The 20,660-nt window shown below is 61.7% G+C and carries 24 protein-coding genes; 17 read left to right on the top strand and 7 right to left on the bottom strand.

The window, feature by feature from the left end:
• The first annotated feature begins 23 nt into the window (after nucleotides 1-23).
• Entirely contained in the window at nucleotides 24-1,121 is a 1,098-nt protein-coding gene (locus V8G57_RS24640) for an amidohydrolase family protein (protein WP_342831608.1), read from the top strand.
• Here V8G57_RS24640 and V8G57_RS24635 read toward each other — a convergent pair.
• Nucleotides 1,015-1,638, bottom strand: coding sequence for a TetR/AcrR family transcriptional regulator (locus tag V8G57_RS24635; protein WP_342831606.1), 624 nt, complete (start codon nucleotides 1,636-1,638; stop codon nucleotides 1,015-1,017). The two genes, V8G57_RS24640 and V8G57_RS24635, sit on opposite strands and share 107 nt — an antisense overlap.
• A gap of 132 nt (nucleotides 1,639-1,770) precedes the next feature.
• Between V8G57_RS24635 and V8G57_RS24630 the strand changes: the two genes are divergently transcribed.
• The 3 genes from V8G57_RS24630 to V8G57_RS24620 all read left to right on the top strand — a co-directional run bounded on the left by V8G57_RS24630 (nucleotide 1,771) and on the right by V8G57_RS24620 (nucleotide 5,179).
• The gene (locus V8G57_RS24630) at nucleotides 1,771-2,430 is read left to right on the top strand and encodes a Rossmann-fold NAD(P)-binding domain-containing protein (protein ID WP_092400602.1); all 660 of its coding nucleotides are present in this window, start codon (nucleotides 1,771-1,773) and stop codon (nucleotides 2,428-2,430) included.
• Nucleotides 2,431-2,743: 313 nt separating this feature from the next.
• A complete protein-coding gene (locus tag V8G57_RS24625) occupies nucleotides 2,744-3,028 on the top strand; it encodes an HU family DNA-binding protein (RefSeq protein WP_014004094.1) in 285 nt (94 codons plus the stop codon).
• Between the two features lie 282 nt (nucleotides 3,029-3,310).
• Nucleotides 3,311-5,179: a DUF885 domain-containing protein gene (locus V8G57_RS24620; RefSeq protein ID WP_342831604.1), complete on the top strand. Its 1,869-nt coding sequence runs from the start codon at nucleotides 3,311-3,313 to the stop codon at nucleotides 5,177-5,179.
• Between the two features lie 75 nt (nucleotides 5,180-5,254).
• On the opposite strand, the gene V8G57_RS24615 is transcribed toward V8G57_RS24620, so the two are convergent.
• Both V8G57_RS24615 and V8G57_RS24610 read right to left on the bottom strand, forming a co-directional pair.
• A complete protein-coding gene (locus tag V8G57_RS24615; protein WP_342831603.1) occupies nucleotides 5,255-5,617 on the bottom strand; it encodes a VOC family protein in 363 nt (120 codons plus the stop codon).
• A gap of 51 nt (nucleotides 5,618-5,668) precedes the next feature.
• Nucleotides 5,669-6,508, bottom strand: coding sequence for a helix-turn-helix transcriptional regulator (locus tag V8G57_RS24610; protein ID WP_092400608.1), 840 nt, complete (start codon nucleotides 6,506-6,508; stop codon nucleotides 5,669-5,671).
• Between the two features lie 148 nt (nucleotides 6,509-6,656).
• On the opposite strand from V8G57_RS24610, the gene V8G57_RS24605 reads away from it, so the two are divergent.
• Entirely contained in the window at nucleotides 6,657-7,073 is a 417-nt protein-coding gene (locus V8G57_RS24605; protein ID WP_342831602.1) for an ester cyclase, read from the top strand.
• Between the two features lie 91 nt (nucleotides 7,074-7,164).
• Nucleotides 7,165-7,941 carry a dienelactone hydrolase family protein gene (locus tag V8G57_RS24600; protein WP_342831601.1) on the top strand — a complete coding sequence of 259 codons (777 nt, stop codon included), beginning with the start codon at nucleotides 7,165-7,167 and terminating at the stop codon, nucleotides 7,939-7,941.
• 33 nt (nucleotides 7,942-7,974) lie between these two features.
• Here V8G57_RS24600 and V8G57_RS24595 read toward each other — a convergent pair whose 3' ends face one another.
• On the bottom strand, nucleotides 7,975-8,733 hold the full coding sequence (locus tag V8G57_RS24595) for a 3-oxoacyl-ACP reductase family protein (protein WP_342831600.1): 759 nt from the start codon (nucleotides 8,731-8,733) through the stop codon (nucleotides 7,975-7,977).
• A gap of 138 nt (nucleotides 8,734-8,871) precedes the next feature.
• On the opposite strand from V8G57_RS24595, the gene V8G57_RS24590 reads away from it, so the two are divergent.
• The 3 genes from V8G57_RS24590 (at nucleotide 8,872) to V8G57_RS24580 (ending at nucleotide 11,859) form a co-directional block, all read left to right on the top strand.
• Nucleotides 8,872-9,795: a LysR family transcriptional regulator gene (locus V8G57_RS24590; RefSeq protein WP_342831599.1), complete on the top strand. Its 924-nt coding sequence runs from the start codon at nucleotides 8,872-8,874 to the stop codon at nucleotides 9,793-9,795.
• A gap of 171 nt (nucleotides 9,796-9,966) precedes the next feature.
• On the top strand, nucleotides 9,967-11,364 hold the full coding sequence (locus tag V8G57_RS24585; RefSeq protein ID WP_175501117.1) for an eCIS core domain-containing protein: 1,398 nt from the start codon (nucleotides 9,967-9,969) through the stop codon (nucleotides 11,362-11,364).
• Nucleotides 11,365-11,376: 12 nt separating this feature from the next.
• Entirely contained in the window at nucleotides 11,377-11,859 is a 483-nt protein-coding gene (locus V8G57_RS24580; RefSeq protein WP_342831598.1) for a hypothetical protein, read from the top strand.
• On the opposite strand, the gene V8G57_RS24575 is transcribed toward V8G57_RS24580, so the two are convergent.
• Nucleotides 11,853-12,710 (bottom strand): cysteine hydrolase family protein, encoded by an 858-nt coding sequence (locus V8G57_RS24575; RefSeq protein ID WP_342831597.1) that lies wholly within the window; start codon nucleotides 12,708-12,710, stop codon nucleotides 11,853-11,855. The genes V8G57_RS24580 and V8G57_RS24575 overlap by 7 nt on opposite strands.
• 41 nt (nucleotides 12,711-12,751) lie before the next feature.
• The gene (locus V8G57_RS24570; RefSeq protein WP_342831596.1) at nucleotides 12,752-13,231 is read right to left on the bottom strand and encodes an HAD domain-containing protein; all 480 of its coding nucleotides are present in this window, start codon (nucleotides 13,229-13,231) and stop codon (nucleotides 12,752-12,754) included.
• A gap of 221 nt (nucleotides 13,232-13,452) precedes the next feature.
• Between V8G57_RS24570 and V8G57_RS24565 the strand changes: the two genes are divergently transcribed.
• A complete protein-coding gene (locus V8G57_RS24565) occupies nucleotides 13,453-14,460 on the top strand; it encodes an LLM class flavin-dependent oxidoreductase (protein WP_092400622.1) in 1,008 nt (335 codons plus the stop codon).
• 1 nt (nucleotide 14,461) lies between these two features.
• Nucleotides 14,462-15,364: a 1-aminocyclopropane-1-carboxylate deaminase/D-cysteine desulfhydrase gene (locus V8G57_RS24560; RefSeq protein ID WP_342831595.1), complete on the top strand. Its 903-nt coding sequence runs from the start codon at nucleotides 14,462-14,464 to the stop codon at nucleotides 15,362-15,364.
• 12 nt (nucleotides 15,365-15,376) lie between these two features.
• Here the strand turns inward: V8G57_RS24560 and V8G57_RS24555 are convergent, their stop codons facing one another.
• On the bottom strand, nucleotides 15,377-15,646 hold the full coding sequence (locus V8G57_RS24555; protein ID WP_342831594.1) for a hypothetical protein: 270 nt from the start codon (nucleotides 15,644-15,646) through the stop codon (nucleotides 15,377-15,379).
• 112 nt (nucleotides 15,647-15,758) lie between these two features.
• Between V8G57_RS24555 and V8G57_RS24550 the strand changes: the two genes are divergently transcribed.
• The 6 genes from V8G57_RS24550 to V8G57_RS24525 all read left to right on the top strand — a co-directional run bounded on the left by V8G57_RS24550 (nucleotide 15,759) and on the right by V8G57_RS24525 (nucleotide 20,544).
• Entirely contained in the window at nucleotides 15,759-16,721 is a 963-nt protein-coding gene (locus tag V8G57_RS24550; RefSeq protein ID WP_092400626.1) for a LysR substrate-binding domain-containing protein, read from the top strand.
• Nucleotides 16,722-16,770: 49 nt separating this feature from the next.
• The gene (locus V8G57_RS24545; protein ID WP_342831593.1) at nucleotides 16,771-17,397 is read left to right on the top strand and encodes a tRNA-uridine aminocarboxypropyltransferase; all 627 of its coding nucleotides are present in this window, start codon (nucleotides 16,771-16,773) and stop codon (nucleotides 17,395-17,397) included.
• Nucleotides 17,398-17,748: 351 nt separating this feature from the next.
• Complete coding sequence (locus V8G57_RS24540) at nucleotides 17,749-18,027, top strand: DnaJ domain-containing protein (RefSeq protein WP_092400647.1); 279 nt, start codon at nucleotides 17,749-17,751, stop codon at nucleotides 18,025-18,027.
• Complete coding sequence (locus V8G57_RS24535) at nucleotides 18,024-18,557, top strand: hypothetical protein (protein ID WP_092400649.1); 534 nt, start codon at nucleotides 18,024-18,026, stop codon at nucleotides 18,555-18,557. Before V8G57_RS24540 ends, V8G57_RS24535 begins: the two co-directional genes overlap by 4 nt.
• 39 nt (nucleotides 18,558-18,596) lie before the next feature.
• Nucleotides 18,597-19,295: a hypothetical protein gene (locus V8G57_RS24530; protein ID WP_092400651.1), complete on the top strand. Its 699-nt coding sequence runs from the start codon at nucleotides 18,597-18,599 to the stop codon at nucleotides 19,293-19,295.
• Between the two features lie 40 nt (nucleotides 19,296-19,335).
• Nucleotides 19,336-20,544 (top strand): hypothetical protein, encoded by a 1,209-nt coding sequence (locus V8G57_RS24525; protein ID WP_342831592.1) that lies wholly within the window; start codon nucleotides 19,336-19,338, stop codon nucleotides 20,542-20,544.
• Nucleotides 20,545-20,660: the final 116 nt, after the last annotated feature.

The following is a 20,660-nucleotide window of genomic DNA, read 5'->3' as shown; positions in this document are numbered from 1 at the left end:
GAGGACACGTGAAGAGATGGGTTGTGAAAACGATCATCGCTATCGCTGGGCTGGGCGCTGCGCTGCCATCGATGGCGCAGACATTGCCGTTCAGGGTGTTCGATAGCCATGCGCATTTCTATACGGACGATTTCCTGGAATACCCGCTGCATCCCGAGCATGCGTACATGGGCGCGAAGCGACTGATCGAAATCGTCGCCGATCGACCGAATACGCCCGAGTACGTGCTGAAGCTCTGGGACGAAAACGGAGTGGAAGCCGGCGCTGGCGTCCAATACGGTACCGCCTATCAGGCCGATAATAGCTATGTCCTTTCGGTTGCGCACCACTACCCCCAGCGAATCGCGCCCGTCGTCATGCTGGATACGAACAGCACCGCTGCGCCGAAGACGCTTCGCAAGCTGGTGAAGCGCGATAGTGTGGTCGGAATCCGTCTTGCGGCTGCACGGGATAAGAACGGCGCCTACCCGGGACTGGATTCGCCGCGTACGCTCAAGGTCTGGGCCGTCGCCAATTCGCTGCATCTGCCTGTCATTGTGTTCCCTTCGGTGCGCGGCCCAGATCCTTACGGCGCTGCAAGCGAGGCGATGCAGAAAGTGCTGGAGCTTGCGCGCCGGTATCCGGATACGAAGATCGTACTGGACCATTTCGGATGGCCCGGTCCCTCCGGCGCTCCCGACTACGGAATCGAAGGTGTCTATCGCCGGCTCGCAGCGCAGAAGAACATCTTTTTCAAGGTAACAACAGTTAATTTTAACGCGCTTGGCGCGCACGGCATTTCAACCAGCGGGTTCTTACGCCATGCCGTCGATACGTATGGCGCCCATCGGATCATGTGGGGATCGGATCTGGGTAATACGCCGCTGCCTTATGCAGAAATAGTGGACAAGGCAATCGCGGCAACGGCGTTGTTGAACGAGCCGGAAAGAGAGCAAGTGCTGCGCAATACCGGGTATGAGATTTTTGGCCGCCCAGAGATGGGCACCGCCGAGGACCAAGCGCTGAGCTCCCGGTTTAGCGAGTCTTGCCCGCCACTTCGTAATAAGCCAAGAACATGTCCACTGCGGAATCCACCACCTGCTGCCGCAGTGCCATCGCCAGCGGCGGCTGCCCCAGCGTGACCTGCGGCCAGAACGCGAAAGTCTTCAGCAGGCTTTGCAGCTGGTGCGCGGCGAATGCGGGATCGGCCGGCTTCAGCCTGCCGTCGGCCTGGGCCGCGGCGATCCAGGTATTGACGCCTTCTTCGCGCTCGCCCAGCTTGGCGACCATGTCCTGGGTCCGCTCCGGCGAATGGATGGTGGCCGCAATCGCCACCCGCGCCAGGTCGAGGAAATTGCCGTCGCTGAGCATGCGCATCTTGGACTGCATCAGCTCCAGCAACTGCAGGCGCAGCGGCTTATCATGGCGATAGCTGAGCGCATGCTGTTCTGCGCTGCTGGTCCATAACTGCATCAGGATTTCGGCAAACAGTTCCTCTTTGCCGGGAAAATGGTTATACACCGTGCGCTTGGACACTTCTGCCCGGGCGGCGATCTTGTCCATGCTGGTGGTTTCAAAGCCGTTGGCGCGGAATTCGGCGATCGCTGCCTGGAGGATGGCATCGCGTTTGCGGTCGGTGAGGCGTTGGACTGTAGCCATGGTTTGCTTCAAGATGACGGATAAGTGAATTCTACACCAGTCAGTTTACTTTCTTCGAAATAGAAACTACACTGTGCAGTGTAATAAATTCGCCGGATCGCCGGCCGCAGTACAACAAGATCGGAACCCGCAATGAAAGTAATCCTGTTTGGCGCCAGCGGCATGGTCGGGCAAGGCGTGCTGCGCGAATGCCTGCTGGACGCCGAGGTTGAGTCCGTGCTGGCCGTCGGCCGCAGCGCCAGCGTCGGCGCGTCCGGCAAATTGCAGGAACTGGTGGTTCCCGACCTGGCCCGTATCGCCGACCATGCCGAAGCATTGCAAGGCTACGACGCCTGCTTCTTCTGCCTCGGCGTATCGTCGGCCGGCATGTCGGAAGAACGCTATACCGAACTCACCTACGACCTCACCCTGGCCATCGCCAAGACGCTGGCGGCGCGCAATCCCGGCATGACCCTGACCTACGTCTCCGGCGCCGGCACCGATTCCAGCGAGCACGGCGGCAGCATGTGGGCGCGGGTCAAGGGCCGCACCGAAAATGCTTTGCTGCGCTTGCCGATCAAGGCTGCCTTCATGTTCCGTCCCGGCGTGATCCAGCCGCTGCACGGCGTGCGCTCCAAGACCCGCTCCTACCAGCTGTTCTACACGCTGGCGGCGCCGCTGCTGCCGCTGGCCAGGCGGCTGTTCCCCAGGCACGTCACCACCACCGAACAGATGGGACGCGCGATGATCAAGCTGGCGCGGCAAGGCGGAGCGAAGCAGGTGCTCGAGACCGCCGACATCAACGCGGTCTAGTTTCCTGCGCCGCAAAAACCGCAAGTCAAGCTGCTGATCATGGTGCTGCCGGAGATCCGGAAAGTCCGGCGCGCCGCATGGCGACTGCACTTTGCGGGCATCGGTCGACAGCGCCCTGCTCAAAATTTACGCATGAAGGCGCGCATTTTTTATCGCAAAACCGGATTTTTGTGCTACAGATACAACTGCCTGCAAACGGAATTTCAAAAGCAATTTGTCTCAATCCCGCGTTTGCGGTAGTCTACATCGCCGATTCCAAGCAAATACGGTGCTAGAATTTGCAACTCACCACTTTTTTTGAGGATTTAACGAAATGAACAAAACCGAATTGATCGACGCCATTGCCACTGATTGCGAAATTTCGAAGGCCGCTGCACAGCGCGCTTTGGAATCCGTTGTCGACAACGTGATCAAGGCCGTGACTAAAGGTAGTACTGTTCAGTTGATTGGATTTGGTTCGTTCTCTTCCGGCAAACGCGCTGCACGCACCGGTCGTAACCCACGTACCGGCGAAGCAATCAAGATTGCCGCAGCCAAGACCGTCAAGTTCACAGCTGGTAAAGCATTCAAAGATGCAGTGAACAAGAAGAAGAAATGATGTAATAAAAAAGCCCCTTGGAGAAATTCAGGGGGCTTTTTTTTCGGCAGGAGAATTCTCGACTGTCCGCATTCCCATCTGCAGCACCCCCGTAAATCATCAGCTTGCTGTCCATGGCAAAGCGAATCCTTTCCAGCGCCAGATCTGCGCTCACTCCATACGCGGAACCGGATCTGTAATCCACATCAGGATGCAGGCGTGAAATTCGATTGACACTATTCCGGCACTCGCGCTAAGGTCGGCAACGCATAAATTCTTTTCTCCCAGCAATAAAAGGATTCCATGAACGACACCCCCAATACTTTTTCCCGCCGCGAGCTGCTGCTGAGCGCACTGTCCGCCGCCGCCGTGGCAGTACTGCCTCGCATCGCCGGCGCACAGGCCAAGGAAGCACTTCCGGCCGATGCGCAATTTTCCGCCCTGCTGGCCGATTTTGCCGAAGAAATCCTGCGCCTGGCGCCGACTTCGGCGACCTCGCTAGGGCTCGATTCCGGCGCTCGCTCGGGGCTCAAATCGCGCTTGGCGGACGTCTCTCCCGCCGGCGACGCCGCCTGGGCGAGCCAGGTGAAATCGATGCTGGCTCGCCTGGCTCCGGTGGAACGCGCCAAACTCGGCGCCGATGCGCAAGTCCGCTATGACAGCGTGAAATATGCGGCAAGCGCAGGCGTGGAAGGTTTGCGCTTTTCCTACGGTGGCGCGGCCAGCGGTGTTAATGGCGGCACGGCGCCGTTCCCGGTGACCCAGCAGGATGGGGCGCTGACCGCGGTGCCTGAATTCCTCGATTCGCAGCACAAGATCGCCAGCGCTGCCGATGCCGAGGCTTATCTTGAGCGCGTGAGCGCGATGGCGCGCGTGCTCGACCAGGAAAGCGCGCGCATCGCCGAGCAAGCCGCCAAGGGCATCCTGCCGCCGGATTTCATCGCACATACCGCGCTGGGCCAGCTGCGCAACTATCGCAAGACGCCGGCGGCAGCGCAAAAACTGGTGACCTCGATTACCGGGCGCACCAGGAAACTCGGCATCGCCGGGGACTGGGAAGCGCGCGCGACCAAGCTGGTGGATACACTGGTGTATCCGGCGCTGGACCGGCAGATCGACACCTTCGCCAAAGCCACCGCCAAGGCTACCGATGTCGCCGGCGTACATCGCCTGCCCGATGGCGCGGCGTATTATGAATGGGCGCTCAAGCTGGGAACCACCACCACCCATGGCGCCAGCGAAATCCATGCGATCGGGCTGGAGCAGAACAAGAGGCTGCAGGCGCGCATCGACGCCATCCTCAAGGGACAGGGCATCACGCAAGGCACGGTCGGCGAACGCATACTAGGGCTGTCGAAAGACCCCAAGCGCTTCTATGCCGATGATGACCGCGGCCGCGAGCAGCTGATTGCCTACTGCAATGAACGTGTCGCCGCCATCCGGACGCTGATGCCGAAAATTTCGCATCTCGACCTGAAGGCGCCGCTGGTGATCAAGCGCGTGCCGCCCGATATCGAAGCCGGCGCGGCGCTGGGCTACATGAACTTCGCGGCGCTGGACGGATCGCGGCCGGCGATTTATTACATCAACCTGAAATCGACCACGCTCTGGCCGAAATCTGAAATCGCCACGCTGACCGCACACGAAGGCATACCCGGCCACACCTGGCAGGGCGCATACCTGGCCGAGCACCATGCGCAGATGCCGCTGATGACGTCGCTGATCGGCTTCAATGCCTTTGTCGAAGGCTGGGCGCTGTATGCCGAACAGCTGGTGGATGAATTCGGCCTGTACGCAACGGATCCGTTCAGCCAGGTCGGCTACCTGCAGGCGCAGCAATTCCGCGCCTGCCGCCTGGTGGTCGACACCGGCTTGCACGCAATGAAGTGGACGCGGCAGCAAGCGATCCAGTTCCTGGTCGAAAACACCGGCCGCGGCATGGCCGCCATGACCAGCGAGATCGACCGCTATTGCGTGTCGCCGGGACAAGCCTGCGGCTACAAGATGGGACACAACGAAATCCTGCGCCAGCGCGAACGGGCAAAAACGGCGCTGGGCAGCAGGTTCGACCTGGCCGGCTTCAATGACGCGCTGGTGAAATGCGGCGGCGTGCCGCTGACGGTGCTGCCGAGCGTGATCGATCGCTACATCGCGGGCTTGCGGACCGTATAAAAGGCGCAGCGTGGCTTGCTGAAACCGGCACGCTGTCGTGCGGTTTCAGCAAGCGGTTCCTTTCTTGTGCGCCAGTCAGTCCGGGCAAACCGCTTCGACGTTGTTACCGTCAGGATCGATCAGGAACGCACCGTAGTAAGTTGGACTGTACTCGGTGCGCAGGCCCGGCTTGCCGTTGTCGCGCCCGCCTGCCGCCAGGCCGGCCGCATGAAAACCGTTGACCTGCTTGTGGCCGGCGGCGCGGAAAGCGACATGGGTGGCTCCGGCCGGCGCATCTGCAGCAGCATATAACCAGAGCGCGGGCTGGTCCGGCAGGCCGAAGCCGGCATAACCGTCGCCCTCGGCGGCCAGGACATATCCCAGGTGGTCCAGCGCTGCCTGGTAGAAGCGCACGCTGGCGTCCAGGTTCTTCACTTTCAATCCGATGTGGTCGAACATGATGATCTCCTTGTCATCGCACCCGGTTGGATGCGTCAGGCAGCCATCATTTCAGATCGCGTCCAGTTTTTCTTGGAAAATCTTGCGCTCGCCGCGAGCCACGCGCTGGAAATGCTTGGGCGAGACACCGGCGGCGCGATGGAAGGTGCGCACGAAATTGGATAAATCGTTGAAGCCGACGTCGTAGGCGGTGTCGGTGACCGAGCGGCCATCGGCCAGCAGGCGCGCCGCATTGCGCAGCCTTGAACGCAGCAGGTACTGGTGCGGCGTGACGCCGAGCGCGCGGCTGAACAGCCGCAGGAAATGGAAAGGACTCATGCCCGCTTCGGCTGCGGTACGTTCGAGATCCATCTCTTCGTGTGCATGCGCGGTAATCCACATGGCGGCATTGACTGCGCGGCGCCGGTCCTGGCTGGTGGTCGGCGCCGGCGCGGAATGCTTGCCGGAGCCGAGTGCGACGAAACGCGCGGCCAGCATCAGCCCGATCTCTTCCAGCCCGACATCGCTGCGTCCCTCGGCCGCGGCCTGCCCCAATTCGCCGAGCATGATGATGCCGTTCAGCGGCGGTAGGGCGCCGCTGCGCCAAAGCGATTCCTTGGCGCCGATCGATTCAATGCATTCCGGGGAAAACTGGAAAGACAGGCATTCGTCGCCGCACACGTGATGGTCATGGGTGCAGCAATATTCATCGCCGGGGTGGCCGATCATCACTGACCCAGGCACCAGCTCGTGCTGCACGCCGCGATAGCGCAGGCCGAAGCTGCCGCGCCGCACGTAGGACACCGAATGCCTGTGGTGCGACTCGGTAACCGGGCGGTCGCCGGGCCTGGCGCTGCAGCGGTAGTCGATCACCGTGGCCGACGCGCTTTGCGAAAGAATCAGGGTATCCATCCGGCCAAGTCTACGCCAAATTGAAAAAGCGTGAATGGCTTGCCGCCAAGGCGCGCATGCGGTTTTTGCGAGCGCTTGACTTCAAGTTAAGTTGAGGTTTTACACTGCTGGTTCTGCAACGCTTCCATAACCTGATTGGAGTGAATCCATGTCGACCACGCATCTGATTGAAAACAACAAGCTCCTGGTCCGCCGGCTGTACGAGGATTGCATCAACCGCGGGCGGCCGGAATTATTGGCGCAGCTGATCGCCGAAGATTTTATGGCCAGCCCCGGCGAAAAGGGCGCGTCTGAATTTGCAAACGGCATAGCCGCGGTGCGCAAGGGATTTCCCGACGTCCGGTTTGAAATTGAAGACCTGGTCGCGGAGGGCGACCGGGTTGCTGTCCGCTGGACGTTCCGGGGAACGCACGGCGGACCGTTTGCCGGGACCGCCGCCAGCCAGGCGAGCGTGACGCAGACGGCGAATGTGATCTTTCAAATCAGCGATGGCAAGATCAGCCGCGCCTGGGTGCAGGTCGACCGCCTGGGTTTGCTGCAGCAGATAGGCGCCCTGCCGGTTTGACTGGGCATGTCGTATCGTTGCAAAATCAGATAATTTCCAATGGGAAACATGTTAATTTAGCGCCACCGCTTTCCCCACGCCAAGAGGATAGATGATGCCCTACGAAACCCAGCAAGAGCAGGTCACGATTCCGGTATCCGAAGATGGAACCCAGATAGATGCTTACCTGGTCCGTCCGCAGCAGCCGGGCCGATATCCAGCCGTCATCGTCGGCATGGAGCTGTTCGGCGTCAATCCGCACATACGCGACATCGCCGCGCGCGTAGCCAGGCTTGGCTACGTAGCCATCGCGCCGAATTTTTATCATCGCAGCTTGCCCGGCGGCTTCTTGCCGTTCGGCGCCGAAGGCCGGGACCAAGGCTTTGAGTATTTGCACCAGTTGCGCCGGACTACGGTGATTGCGGACCTGCGAGCCGTCATGGCGTTCCTGCAGTCGCGCCAGGAGGTTTCCGGGCGCACCGGCATCCTCGGCTTCAGCATGGGCGGCCACATTGCCTACCTGGCCGCGACTCAGTTCGATATCGCCGCATGCGCATGTTTTTATGGCGGATGGATCACCAATACCGACATCGAGCTCGGCCGGCCCGAGCCGACCATAACGCTTACGCCTGGCATTGCACAACACGGCGGGCGCCTGGTTTACTTCGCCGGCGCGCTGGACCACGCCGTCACGCGCGAGCAGCGCGAGCTCCTGGCCGGCGCTCTCGAAGATGCCCATGTGCGGCATGAAATGGTGCTCTATCCGGACGCCCAGCACGGCTTCTTTTGCGAACAGCGCGAGACCTTCCATGAAGCATCGCGCGACGACGCCTGGCAGCGGGTCCAGGCCTTATTCGCCGAAGAGCTTCACGAACCAGGTCCGGCATGACGGTGTTGGGGACAAACCGCCCCAACGCTGTCATCAGGCGGCAAATCCGCCGTCGATAGTCAGGCTGGCGCCAGTGATGTACGCCGCCTCCGGGCCGGCCAGGTACGCCACGAAGCTGGCGATTTCCTCATCCTTGCCATAACGGCCGACCGGCATCATCGCTTTCAGGGTGGCGGCGAATTCGCTGCCGGCCGGATTCATCTCTGTGTCGACGGGGCCCGGCTGCACGTTGTTGATGGTGATGCCGCGCGGGCCGAGGTCGCGCGCCAGGCCGCGGGTCAGGCCGACCAGCGCCGATTTGCTCATCGCATAGGGGCCGCCGCCGGCAAACGGCACACGGTCGGCGTTGGTGCTGCCGATGTTGATGATCCTGCCGCCTTCCACCATGTGCCGCGCCGCTTCCTGCGTCGCCACGAACACGCTGCGCACATTGATCGCCAGCGTGCGGTCGAAATCTTCCAGGCTGAATTCTGCCAGCGGCGCAATCGCCAGCACGCCCGCATTGTTGACCAGGATATCGAGCCGGCCGAAAGCGGCGACGGTTTGCCCGATCGCCGCCTTGATGGCGTCGGCGTCGGCGCTGTCGGCGCGGATCGCCAGCGCGCGGCCGCCGGCGGCTTCGATGTCCCTGACCACTTGCGCGGCGCGTTCGGCCGAGCTGACATAGGTCAGGGCGACAGCGGCGCCGTTGCGCGCCAGCCGTTTGGCGATGGCGGCGCCGATGCCGCGTGAACCGCCTTGGACGAAAGCGACTTTATTGGAAAGTACGGCAGTTTCTTGATTGGTGGCCATGATATTTCTCCTTGTTGGTGGGGGCGCTTGCCGAAGTGGCCGGCGCCCGGTTGACAAGCGAAGTATCTGCCGATCATTATGTCGTTACTAGCCATTAATCCTCATATTCAATTGATACCAAAGGTTTAAAATAATCCTATGGAAACAATGATTGGCATGCAGTGTTTCGTCCGCAGCGCCGAGGCCGGCAGCTTTTCCGAAGCGGCGCGGCGGCTGGGCATGACCTCGGCGGCAGTCGGCAAGAACGTGGCGCGGCTGGAGACCGGGCTGGGTGTGCGCCTGTTCCATCGCAGCACCCGCAGCCTGGCCTTGACCGAGGCCGGCGAAAGTTTTTTGCATGAAATCAGGGATGGGCTGACGTCGATCCAGTCAGCCGTCGACAACCTGGCCAGCGCCGGCGGGCAGCCGGCCGGCATGCTCAAGGTCAGCATGGGCACGGGTTTCGGCCGGACCTACATGGTGCCGCTGCTGGCGCCGTTCCTGGCCAAGTATCCGGCGATCTCGCCCGACTGGCATTTCGATAACCGCCAGGTCGACTTGATCGCCCAAGGTTTCGATGCCGCCATCGGCGGCGGTTTCGAACTGCCGCCCGGCGTCGTGGCGCGTGAACTCGGGCCGGCGCATCGTGTGCTGGTAGCCGCGCCAGGCTATTTCAGCGAGCGGCCGGCGCCGGCTTCGCCGGCAGACCTGCATGCATTCGACGGCATTTTCATCCGTTCGCCGCAAACCGGGCGGGTGCGCCCCTGGCCGCTGCGCAACCGCGCCAATCAACAGGCGCCGGTGACGCTGCGCATGCGCATGACCATGAGCGATCCCGAAGCTGCCTGCGAGAGTGCGCAGATGGGCCTCGGCATCGCCCTGGTCAGCGTGCCGAACGCCTTGCCGTTCCTGCGCAGCGGCGCCCTGGTGCGCGTGCTGCCGGACTGGTACGTCGACGGCGGCACCCTGTCGCTCTACTTTGCCGCCCAAAAACTGCTGCCGGCCAAGACCCGGGTGTTTGTCGACTATGTGGTGGAACATTTCCGGGCGCAGGAACTGGCCAGGCATTTTTCGGCATTCTGAACCTGGTAAAGCGTAGGGCGTCAATAGCGCAGCGTATTGCGCCGCATGCATGAACGATGCGATCGCCAGCGAGTTGAGGTAACGGCTGGCGCTTAAAAGGGCGGTATTTCCAATTGGAAACTGTGCTAATTTAACGTTGCACCTCCCTCATACCGGTCGGGATGAACAATCATGCCAGCAAAGCTGATGCAAACACCCAAGACGGCGGCCGACAGCCAGCATCAGATATCGACTGCTCCAGTCTTGCCGCCTGCGATGGCGTCCAATGCCAATTATCTGAGTGCAATGGAAAACTACAGCTACGCAAGCAGCGCGATACAGCGCAGGGAAACGCCGGCGGCCCGGCCCGGGAGCCGGTCCGGCGCCGAAGCTGGCAGCACCGGACTGCCGGACAAGCTCAAGTCCGGTGTCGAAGCGTTGTCCGGCATGTCGCTGGACAACGTCCGGGTCCACTACAACTCGGCGCAACCGGCGCGCCTCCACGCGTTAGCCTTTACCCAAGGCACAGATATATTTATCGCCCCCGGACAGGAACGCCATCTTGCGCATGAGGCATGGCATGTGGTGCAGCAGGCGCAGGGCCGCGTAAAACCAACCATGCAGATGAAGGGCGGCGCGCAGGTGAACAACGACGCCGGGCTGGAGCATGAAGCTGACGCAATGGGAGCGAGGGCCATGGCGGCAAATCCCGCTACCGGACCCTTGCATCTGGACGGTAGAGCGATTGCGCGGAGACGAGGCGACGGCGCCGTACAACGCATGGGCGAGGATGAACTGGCGCAGCTCGATCCAGGCGAATTGAGTATCTACCGGGACTGGATAGAATGGGCCAAGGTGTATGGCGGTGCGAGAAAATCGGAGGCGCAAGTCCTCGACGAATATACGGTAGCAGGTCTCGAAGGCGCCCTTTCCGAATACACGACCAACCCATGGCGTCGTTACATCCGGTTGTTTGCAAGCATGGCCCGGACCGGAAATATTCCTCTGGAGATGTACCAGGTGATGATCTTCGACGACATCGCCCAGGTCAAAGCCCCCGAATTGGCGTTAGACCTGACGCGCCTGGCCGGCATCAAAGGACTGGGCCTGGATGAGCTGGTGGCGCATCTCAATGCGTGGAAAGATGTTGTCGAACCGAGGGGGTATCCATTTCCGTTCGCCAGCCCAGAGAACTTTGGCCGCTTCAAGGCAAGAATTGGAGCATTGGTCGAAGCCCTGGGGATCCACCCTACTGCGATCCGGGTGCAGGGCTCGAGCTTGCGCAATCCGGCTCCGGGCGACATCGACATAGGCGTGATGGTGGACCAGGCGGAGTACACGCGGCTCGGCGTCATTTTGAGCGCGGCGGAAACCTCGACCCGTGCGCAGAAGCAGACTGCGAAGGCGCTGGCCAAAGGTAAAATTGATCCTCGCCAGCTTTCATTCCTGAACAAGAGCGCTGACAATGTCATCCGGGTTTTTGAGCTGGCCAAGGCAGCAGCCGTTGCCGGCGGGGTGGATTTAAAGGTGCAGGTATCCGTCATCCTGATTGGTTCAGGCTTCGACAGCGCACCATTTTTAAATTTCTGATGCGAGAGCTCCATGGTGCAGCGCCGTTTTTTTCCTGATCAGTCACTGAGTCCCGGGACTGAGCTCAAGCCCGAAGACCTGTCCCTGAGGTCTGCTTATGTGGCGGCGGTACATGATCACGCCGATGCGCCAGGCCGGCTTGAAATCGTCGTTGAAGGCCAGATCAGGCAAGTCGTCTATCACGGCGCGCATATCCCGGAAGACCTGTTCAAGGTCCACCATGAAGAATATCCCGCCAGCGGAATGATCATCAAAATGCTGCAAGGCCCTGCGGACGGCGGCGAGATCGAAGAAACATCGCGCTATTCAGCACAAGGCGAGCTGCTGGAGATCATCCGCGAGTATCACAAAAATTCTGTCATCACCTTGGTTGAATATCGCGACGGCGAGGGGAAATTATTTCGGAAAGACGTTTTTGAATACAAGAACGGCCAGCTGCTGCAAGTTCAAGTGCTCGACGCAGACGGGAAACTGCTGCATGTGCAGGTCTATTGAGATAACTCCAGCAGCACGTCCGCGGCATTTGCAATGCGCGCCCCACGCGCCGCCATATCCGCGATGAATTCACGATACTGTTCCTCGAACCCGCTCACCGGACTCATGCAATCGGTAACCAGCACCAGTTTCCCCATATTTTCCGGGCCGAAATGGTTGGCGATGTGTTCGGTGGTGGCCTTGACGCAATGGCTGCCCGCTTCACCGGCGATGTAGATGCAGTCGGCCTTGACCAGGCTGTCCAGGAATGCCTGGTTCGATTGCGTCAGCACGTCGTCCGGATCGGGCACCTCGGCCTGCACCGCGGAATAGTGCTCGGTCCACGGGTTGCTGCCTTTGCTGACCTTGCCGACGCTGCGCAGGGTCTGTTCTTCCCAGCGGTTGTAGGCGGCGCGCACATCGGCGTGGACATTGTGGCCCCATGAGCCGATTTCGCAATGGACCGGCCACACCATCAGCCGGTAACGCCCTGCCGCTTCCAGCCGGTCCAGGTAATGCAATACCCGCGGCAATGCTGCGGGCAGGCGCGGCAGGTAGCTGCCGGCGCGTACTTCGGCTGCCGAGATCTGGGTGAACGGCGTAACTTCGTTGCCGGCTGCGGTGGTCCAGAATCCGGGATGGGCGATATCGAGCCGGTGGTGCGAATCGAGCGTGATGCTGATGGCCTCGATGCCGGCGCCGCCGCGGTTGATCAGGTCCGCGACGCGCAGCATGTCGGCGTGGGCGCCGGGCACCGGCAGCGCTGCCGCCATTTTGCCGCCGCCGACCGGGTTATCGGGCAGGTAAGCGGCAGGCAGGTCGCAAAAATCGTTCTGTGGATCGATGATCAATAGGTGCAGGTTGCGGCGCATCTGTTTCTCCGGTTGCAGGCTGAACGGTTTGCCTGTTGCGCTTACAGCGCCGCCAGCATGGTTTTCAGCGCATCCTGCGTCGCCGGATCGCTCAGGCCCAGGCTGCCCTTGGTCTCCAGCAGGCGGTCGCGGCAGGCGGCCGGCCAGCCGAAGGCGTCGTCGTCCAGCGCCAGCCAGCTGGTCGGCTTGCGGCGTTCGACGTCGCGCCAGACCTGCATGCCGCGCGGCATGGTGTCGAATTCCGCAGGCGTCAGCTTGGGGTGGTGGAAGGTGGAGCCGATCACGCGTTCGCGCAGGCTTTCCGACAGCTCCTGCCGGGTAGCGTCGAAACCGAGCGCCCTGACCCAGCTGGTGGAGAGCACGATCTTGACTTCCGGATAGGGCGCCAGCAATTCTTCCAGGATCGGCATCCATTCAAAGAATGCCCGGTCCGGGGTGGCGATGTAGAGGCCGCGCTGGCGGTTGCGGATTACCTTGGCGTCATGCAGGACGCCGTTGTAGTCCAGGTAGATAATTTTCATAAAGCGTCGGTTATCAAGGTTGAATCGAGATTTCGCTCTCGGATTGGTGGCGCGGGCGTCAAAGCCAGGCACAGGAATGGCGCTATTAGACCATCAAGTTTACTCCAAGGGAATCGCGGCAGTGCCCGGATCCCGGCGCCGGCGTCAAAACAGCGCTCGGCCAGCAGGCTTAAAGCGCTGCGGATATACTCGAAAACCGCAAGCTGAACAAGGAAGTCGCTGTGATCCCAATTTCAATTCTGGACCTGGTCCGCATCCGCCAAGGCAGCGACGCGCGCAACGCGCTCGACCATGCGCGCGATCTGGCGTTGCACGCCGAGGGCTGGAACTACCGCCGTTTCTGGATGGCGGAACATCATAATATGCGCGGCATCGCCAGCGCCGCCACCTCGGTGGCGATCGGCCATGTGGCGGCCGGCACCAGCACCATCCGGGTAGGCGCCGGCGGCGTCATGCTGCCGAACCATGCGCCGCTGGTGATCGCCGAACAGTTCGGCACGCTCGCCGCGCTGTTCCCGGGCCGTATCGACCTCGGCCTGGGGCGCGCGCCCGGCACCGACCAGATCACCACGCGGGCGCTGCGGCGCGATCCGGCCAGCGCCGAATCGTTTCCGCAGGACGTGCTGGAGCTGCAGGCTTTCCTGGCGCCGGCCGAGCCGGACCAGCGCATCGTCGCCGTGCCCGGCCACGGCAGCAAGGTGCCGCTGTGGATCCTGGGATCGAGCACCTTCGGTTCCCGGCTGGCGGCGGAATTCGGGCTGCCCTACGCTTTTGCCTCGCATTTCGCACCCGATTCGCTGGAAATGGCGCTGCAGCTGTACCGCGCCCAGTTCAAGCCGTCCGAACAGCAGGCCCGGCCGCATGCCATGGTCGGCGTCAACATCATCGCCGCCGACACCGACGCCGAAGCGCGCCGCCTGGCGACTACCCAGCAGATGTCCTTCACCGACATGCATCGTGGCGTGCGCGGCCTGAGCAAGCCGCCTATCGACGATATCGAAACCTACTGGTCGCCGCTGGAAAAGGCGCAGGCTTCGCACATGCTGGCGTGTTCCATCATCGGTTCGCCGGAAACCGTGCGCGAAGGGCTGGAAAGATTCCTGCTGCGCACCGGCGCCGACGAGTTGATGATTGTCTCGGACATCTTCGAACACAAGGCGCGGCTGCACTCCTACGAGATCATCGCTGACGTGGCGCGCAGCGTGGAACCGATCCCGATGTCGCTCTGACGTGCAGCTGCCCGGCCTGCCTTCGCCCTGCCAGCTGCTGGAAAGCACGGCTTTCCTCGGACGCGAGATCTGGGTCAAGCGCGACGATCTGCTGCATGGCGAGGTCTCGGGGAATAAATTCCGCAAGCTCAAATACCAGCTATCGGCATTGCAAGGGAAGCCGGCAACGCTGGTCACCATGGGCGGCCGGTGGTCCAATCATTTGCATGCGCTGGCCCATGCCGCGGCCCTGGGCGGCTGGCCGGCCATCGGCCTGGTGCGCGGTGCGGCGGGGCTGGACAGCGCCACGCTGGACGATTGCCGGCGCCTGGGCATGCGCATCCAGTTTGTGTCGCGCGAGGATTACCGGCAGTTGCGCGAGGACCCGCAAGCCTGGCGCCGCCATATGGCTGCCGCCGGCGATAGCCATGCCTGGCTGCCCGAAGGCGGCAGCGCGCCGGCGGCGTTGCGCGGCGTCGCCGAGCTGGTGGATGAGCTGGCAACCGAGCTCCCTTTCAGTCCCGATGTGGTCATGGTCGCTTGCGGCACCGGCGCCACACTGGCCGGCATCCTGGCCGGATTGCAGGGCCGGGGCCGGGTGATCGGCGTCGCGGTCTTGAAGAATGCCGGTTACCTGCATCAGGAGATAACCCGCTTGCTGCTGCAGGCGGGTTACCCTGCCTACCGGAATTACGAATTGATTACCGACGCCCATCACGGCGGCTACGGCAAGGCGCCGCCCGAGCTGCGCCAGTTCTGCCGCGATTTTTCACGAGAATTCGCGGTGCCGATAGAACCGGTTTATACGGGCAAGCTGTTTCACGCTCTCAGGCGCTTGCAGCAGGCGCAGGCTTTCCATCCAGGTGAGCGAGTGCTCGCTGTGCATACCGGAGGCATGCAAGGAGCGCGCGGGTTTGCCGGCTAGCCCGGGTGGCAATCAATAAATCGTATCCCGGCGCACCTGCTCGCGCGGCTGCACGGAGTCGATATAACCGATGTCGCGCAGCAGGTGGTCGCTCAGGTCGCGGATATTCAGCACATATCTTGCCTTCTCCTCGGCTGGCGGCGCTGCGGCAGGCTGTGGCGGGACCAGGCGTTGCTGCCACCAGCCGTCAGTGTTTTTAACGGCCTGGAACAGTCCACCCAGCAAGCCTTGCGGGCGTGGCAATGTTGTCGCGATTTGGTCCGGTGTCGATACGCAGTTCATGGCAAGCTCACAAGTTGGTTGTAAGGAATATTCGCAGCGCTTTCAATACTGGTCAGAATATCGAACCACAGTCACTTAGGGAAACGACTTGTTCTAACCATCTTGGTCAGCTATGCTTACCATCATGAGCCGACTCCCATTGCATACCCTGCCCGTCTTCCGCACCGCCGCCCGCCTGCAGAATCTGCGTGCCACCGCGGTCGAAATGCACCTGACCCACAGCGCCGTCAGCCAGCAGATCGGCGTGCTCGAGCAGCAGCTCGGTTTCGCGCTGTTCGAGCGGCGCGGCCGCCGCATCGTGCTGAACCCGGCGGGCCAGGCGCTGCTGTGCAGCGTCGAATCGGCGCTGGCGCAGCTCGATGTCGGCGTGCTGGCTGCCGCCGCCACCGCCACCGGTGTCGCACAGCGGCTGCGGCTGACGGTGATGCCGTCTTTCCTGCAACGCTGGCTGCTGCCGCGCATGCAGCGCTGGCGCGAGCGCCATCCCGATATCGCGCTGGAGCTGCACTCTTCACAGCAGGTGATGGACCTGCAGCGCGACGGTTTTCACGCGGCGCTGCGCCAGGGGCGCGGCGGCTGGCCGGGGTTGAGCGATGAACGCCTGTTCGACAGTCCGCTGGTGGTGGTGGCTTCGCCGGCTACCGCGCGCCGTTTGCAAGGAGGCGGCGCTGCCGCCCTGGTGCATGAGGCGCTGCTGGGCGATGCCGACCAGTGGGATCTCTGGTTCAGCGAAAGCGGGCTGACAGTGAGGACCAATCCGGTGGCCAGTTTCAACGACGCCGGCTTGATGCTGCAGGCCGCCGAACAAGGCTTGGGGATTGCGCTGGGACGTGAATTCATGGTGGCCGACGCCTTGCGCGACGGCTTGCTGGTACAGCTGTCGGAACAACGGCTGGCGCCGGACGCCGACTTCGCTTCTTACTTCCTGGTCTATCCGCCCGCATTGTGCGACTGGACGCCGCTGCAGGCTTTGCGCAGCTGGCTGCATGACGAGGTCTGCGCCCTGCAGATGCCGGCTGTTGCGGCAGCGGAGGAATCGCCGCCGCCCGAGCGGCGCCGCAAGAAGGCGCCGTAGCGGAAATGGCAGCAGGTAAAATCAGGGCTGTTGCAGATCCCATCCTCTCATGACGCCGCCGGAGCACATCAAACGCCTTGCATGTTCCAGGTGCCTGCGCCCGCAGCGCAGCTGCATCTGCGGCTGGATCACGCCGCTTGAACCCGCGGTTGAAGTACTGATCCTGCAGCACCCGCTGGAAGTCGCCAACGCCAAAAACAGCGCCCGCCTGCTGCAGCTGAGCTTGACCGGCAGCCGGTTGGTGGTCGGCGAGATATTCGAGGAGCAGGCATTGCGGGCGCTGCTTCATGCACCGGCTGCCCGCCATTCCATCCTGCTGTACCCGGAAAGTCCCGATGACAAGGGATTGGGCTTGGCGACACCGCCCGCGCCGGACCAGGCCCTGCTGGATGCGCCGGCGCAATTGCGCCTGGTGGTGCTGGACGGCACCTGGCGCAAGAGCCGCAAGATGCTCTACCTGAATCCCTTGCTGCAGCAGCTGCCGCGGCTCTCGCTGCACAATCCGCCGGCGTCGCGCTACCTGGTCCGCAAGGCCCACGGCCCGGGGCAGCTGTCCACGCTGGAGGCGACTTGCCATGCCTTGATGCAGCTGGAGCATAATGAGGACGGATACCTGCCGTTGCTGACCGCGTTCGACGGCTTCGTGGCGCAGCAGCTGGCCTATGGGCGAGGCTAGTGGACTGTAACAGCCAAATCAAGAACGCTTGTCACGTACCCGACGCGCATGGCGGCGTTGCAAATGCTCGCAATAGTCTCGCTATTGCTCCGCTTTGCGCGGGGCGGCCATCCGCCTTGCCCTGCGCGCCGGGTACGCGCCCTTCACTCTCGATTCGGCTGTTACAGTCCACTAGTAAACGTGGTTTTCCGGCCACGCGCGGCATCGACTTCCTGCGCCCGCTCGTGTATCCTCCGCAGACTCTTCCAAAGTGTTTGTGTCTTTTCGGCAATAAACGCTTACCCCGCAAGCAATCCATCAGCAGCAAGACGACGGTCGCCAGTGACCGGCAACGCCAACGTGTGAGGACGCATGAAGGATTATTACGCCGTTCTCGGCATAGACAGCGATGCAACGGCCGGCGCCCTGAAAACCGCTTACCGCAAGAAGGCCGCGGAATTCCATCCCGACCGCAATGCCGCGCCCGACGCGCCCGCGCGGTTCCGCGATATCCAGGAAGCGTACGACCTGCTGTCGGATGCGGTGAAACGCCAGGAATACGACGAAAACCGGCGCCGCAGCCTGCTGGAAAACCCGCTTGAGACCGCCCAGCAAATCTGGACTACCTATATGAACAAGGTTCTGCAATGATGCTTTCCGCTTTTTTTGAAGATTTGACCAAGGCTTACCAGGCTGAGCTGGAGGATTTGCAAAGCGATTCCGAAGGCAACGACATCCTGGCCTCGCGTCTGAAAAGCAAGCGCGCGCAGTTTGCCCTGATGATGCCGATGATAGAAACCGATCCTGAAATGGTGGCGGTGGCTTTCCACGGCGGCGTCGACTTTACCAATCCGCAGGCGCTCACCATGCTGCTGGGCGAAGAACCGGACGACTTCCCATCCTGGACAGAAGTCGCCGACGCCGTGCAGTTCGAGCCGTGGGCGCAAAAACTGGCTGAGGTCGCCTTGCAGGAGCCGGGCGGCGAGCGTTTCCTGATCACCACCATTTGCCTTGAATACCTGCATGAGAAAAGCAACGGCAGCTACCAGGGCACATATAGCCAGGCCGATTCGGATGATGCGGTGGATGAAGTCGAGGGCGACGACGAGGACGACGGCCGCGACCTGGAAATCGAAGGCGCCGACTGGCTCGCGGAGCAAGGCTTCGAACGCCTGGGCTAAGCAATCTCAGACCTGGATATTTTTTGACATAGTGACTCCATGACAAACGCGCTAGTAGTAAAAGCTGCAAACCTGATCCGCAACGGCGATATCGCCGGCGCCGAATTCGCCCTGGTCAGCCTGGCTGAAACCGAGGGCGATTACGCGCTGGTGGCGGCGCTCGATACGCTGCCGCCGAAAGACCTGCTGGCGGTTATCCGCGAATACGACACGTCGAAAGAATCGGTGGTCAACCTGCTGGTGACACCGGAGCAGTTTGCGCGCGCCGTGGTCATGGAGCGGCTGTATGGCGACCATAGCCATGTGCGCTTGCGCGGCATGGTGAACGCGGTGCTGTTCCGCGACGACAGCCAGACCGGTGAATTCCTGGAAGCGATCGGCGATGTCGACGGCGGCTGCGAAGCGCTGATCGATTACCTGTCGGACCGCGATGAAGAAGTTGTGCACTTCGTCACCTATGACACGTTCAACGTCAACCGGACCGAAGAGGGCGACGAAGTCGACAAGTCGGAAGTCAGCGACCGCGACTGGAAAGAGCTGACCTGGCTGCTCAAGCATGAGCACCCCGACATGTTCGAGCAGATCTGGCCGGTGCTGAAAAAACGCATGAAGGAACGCCTGCGGCGCGAAGCAGAGCTGGAGCTGCAGGAACAGAAAAACCTCGAATCGCAGGATCGTCCGGCGGCTGCAACCCAGCCAGCCGCCGTTGCCGATCCGGGCGAAGAGTCGGCGCTCTAAGCACGCACCGTTTTCACTGTTGCAGGAACCCACGCATCCCATGTCCGACAAGCACCGGAATATAGAAGTCGTCGACAAGCGTCCTTTCTTTGAAAAGACGCTTGGTTTTGGCCTCAAGAACCGCATCCTGGACCAGGAAAAATGCCGCGCGATGATCGCCGACGCCGCCAAGGGCACGGTGCAGGTCGCCGCATTCTTCGGCACCAGCCACCTGCACACCGATCTTGAGAATGCGCGGCAGCGCATCGTCAACCTGATCAGCCTTTACCTGGAACATACGTTCAGCGGCGACCTGCAAAAAGCGGCGCAGTCCTTGCGCGACAATACTTTCCTGTCGCATTCGCGCGGCGGCAACGAGATGCTCAAGGCTCTGCATGCCTTGCCTGACTCTACCGTTTTCGGCGATACCAAGGGCCAGGGACTCAAGGAGTTCCAGGACGAGCGCACGCTGGCCAAGCCGTTTTCCCTCAACGCCTACCGGAAAGAATGCAAGGCGCGCGAAGAATGCGCGGCGGTGATTGCCGCGGCGCTGTGGTTTGCCGAGGTCCTGGGCCTGGAGCGTTCGGAGCTTGAATTCGCGGGGGCGGAAACGGTGATTCGCACGGCCTTGCTGGTGCGTCTCGGCGGCGGCGAGGAGTTTCCCGACCGGCTTGGTTTTGCCAGGCTGGTCGCGGCGGTGCGCGGCAGTAGCGGCGCCGGGAAATTGAAGATTTCGAAAAAGCTGCTGGACGACGTGCCGCTGGAATATCGCGGCGTTGCGGACAAGGTCCGGCGCGATATCGAGAAGCAGGATGGGCTGGCTGATCCTGCGGTGGGGCTCGATTCCTTGCTGAACCTTGTCGAGTTGCGCTATTTCGTGCGGGAGGGCGGGCTGGAGGATGTGGAGGGGTTTGATGCGCTGGTGTCGAAGGAGTGGCACAAGGTTACCAAGGGCAAGGAAGATCCGTATTCGCGGCTGACGGTTTTCATGTGTATCGCTGTTGGGGTGACGCCGAAGACGACGGTGTCTGAGACTGAGGCGCGGGCCATGGTTCGGAAGGTGCGCAAGGATGGGTTTGATAGCGGGGCGGTTTTGGCCTTTATCAGGGATTCGGCGCCGTTTGAAATCAAGGACAACCTGGTGTCTTTGTGGGAGGAGGAATTCCTGCCGGAGGCGGAGCAGTACCTGGTCGACGATGACGATCTCAAATACGCGCGGGCCATGAAGTTCCTGAAAGAGAACTGCAACGTCAAAGTCAAAAGCAGTTAAATGGGGTCGGAGTTTTTTTTCGCGTCTTTTGCGAAAATTACTCTGAGGTAGCCCGGCTTTGATGGACATCTCAAATAGGGGACAATATGTCCTCGAGAGGAACCCATGAAAGCAAA

Source organism: Collimonas rhizosphaerae (genome assembly GCF_038896935.1).
GTDB classification, from domain to species: domain Bacteria; phylum Pseudomonadota; class Gammaproteobacteria; order Burkholderiales; family Burkholderiaceae_D; genus Collimonas; species Collimonas rhizosphaerae.
This window is presented reverse-complemented; position numbering and strand designations above follow the sequence as displayed.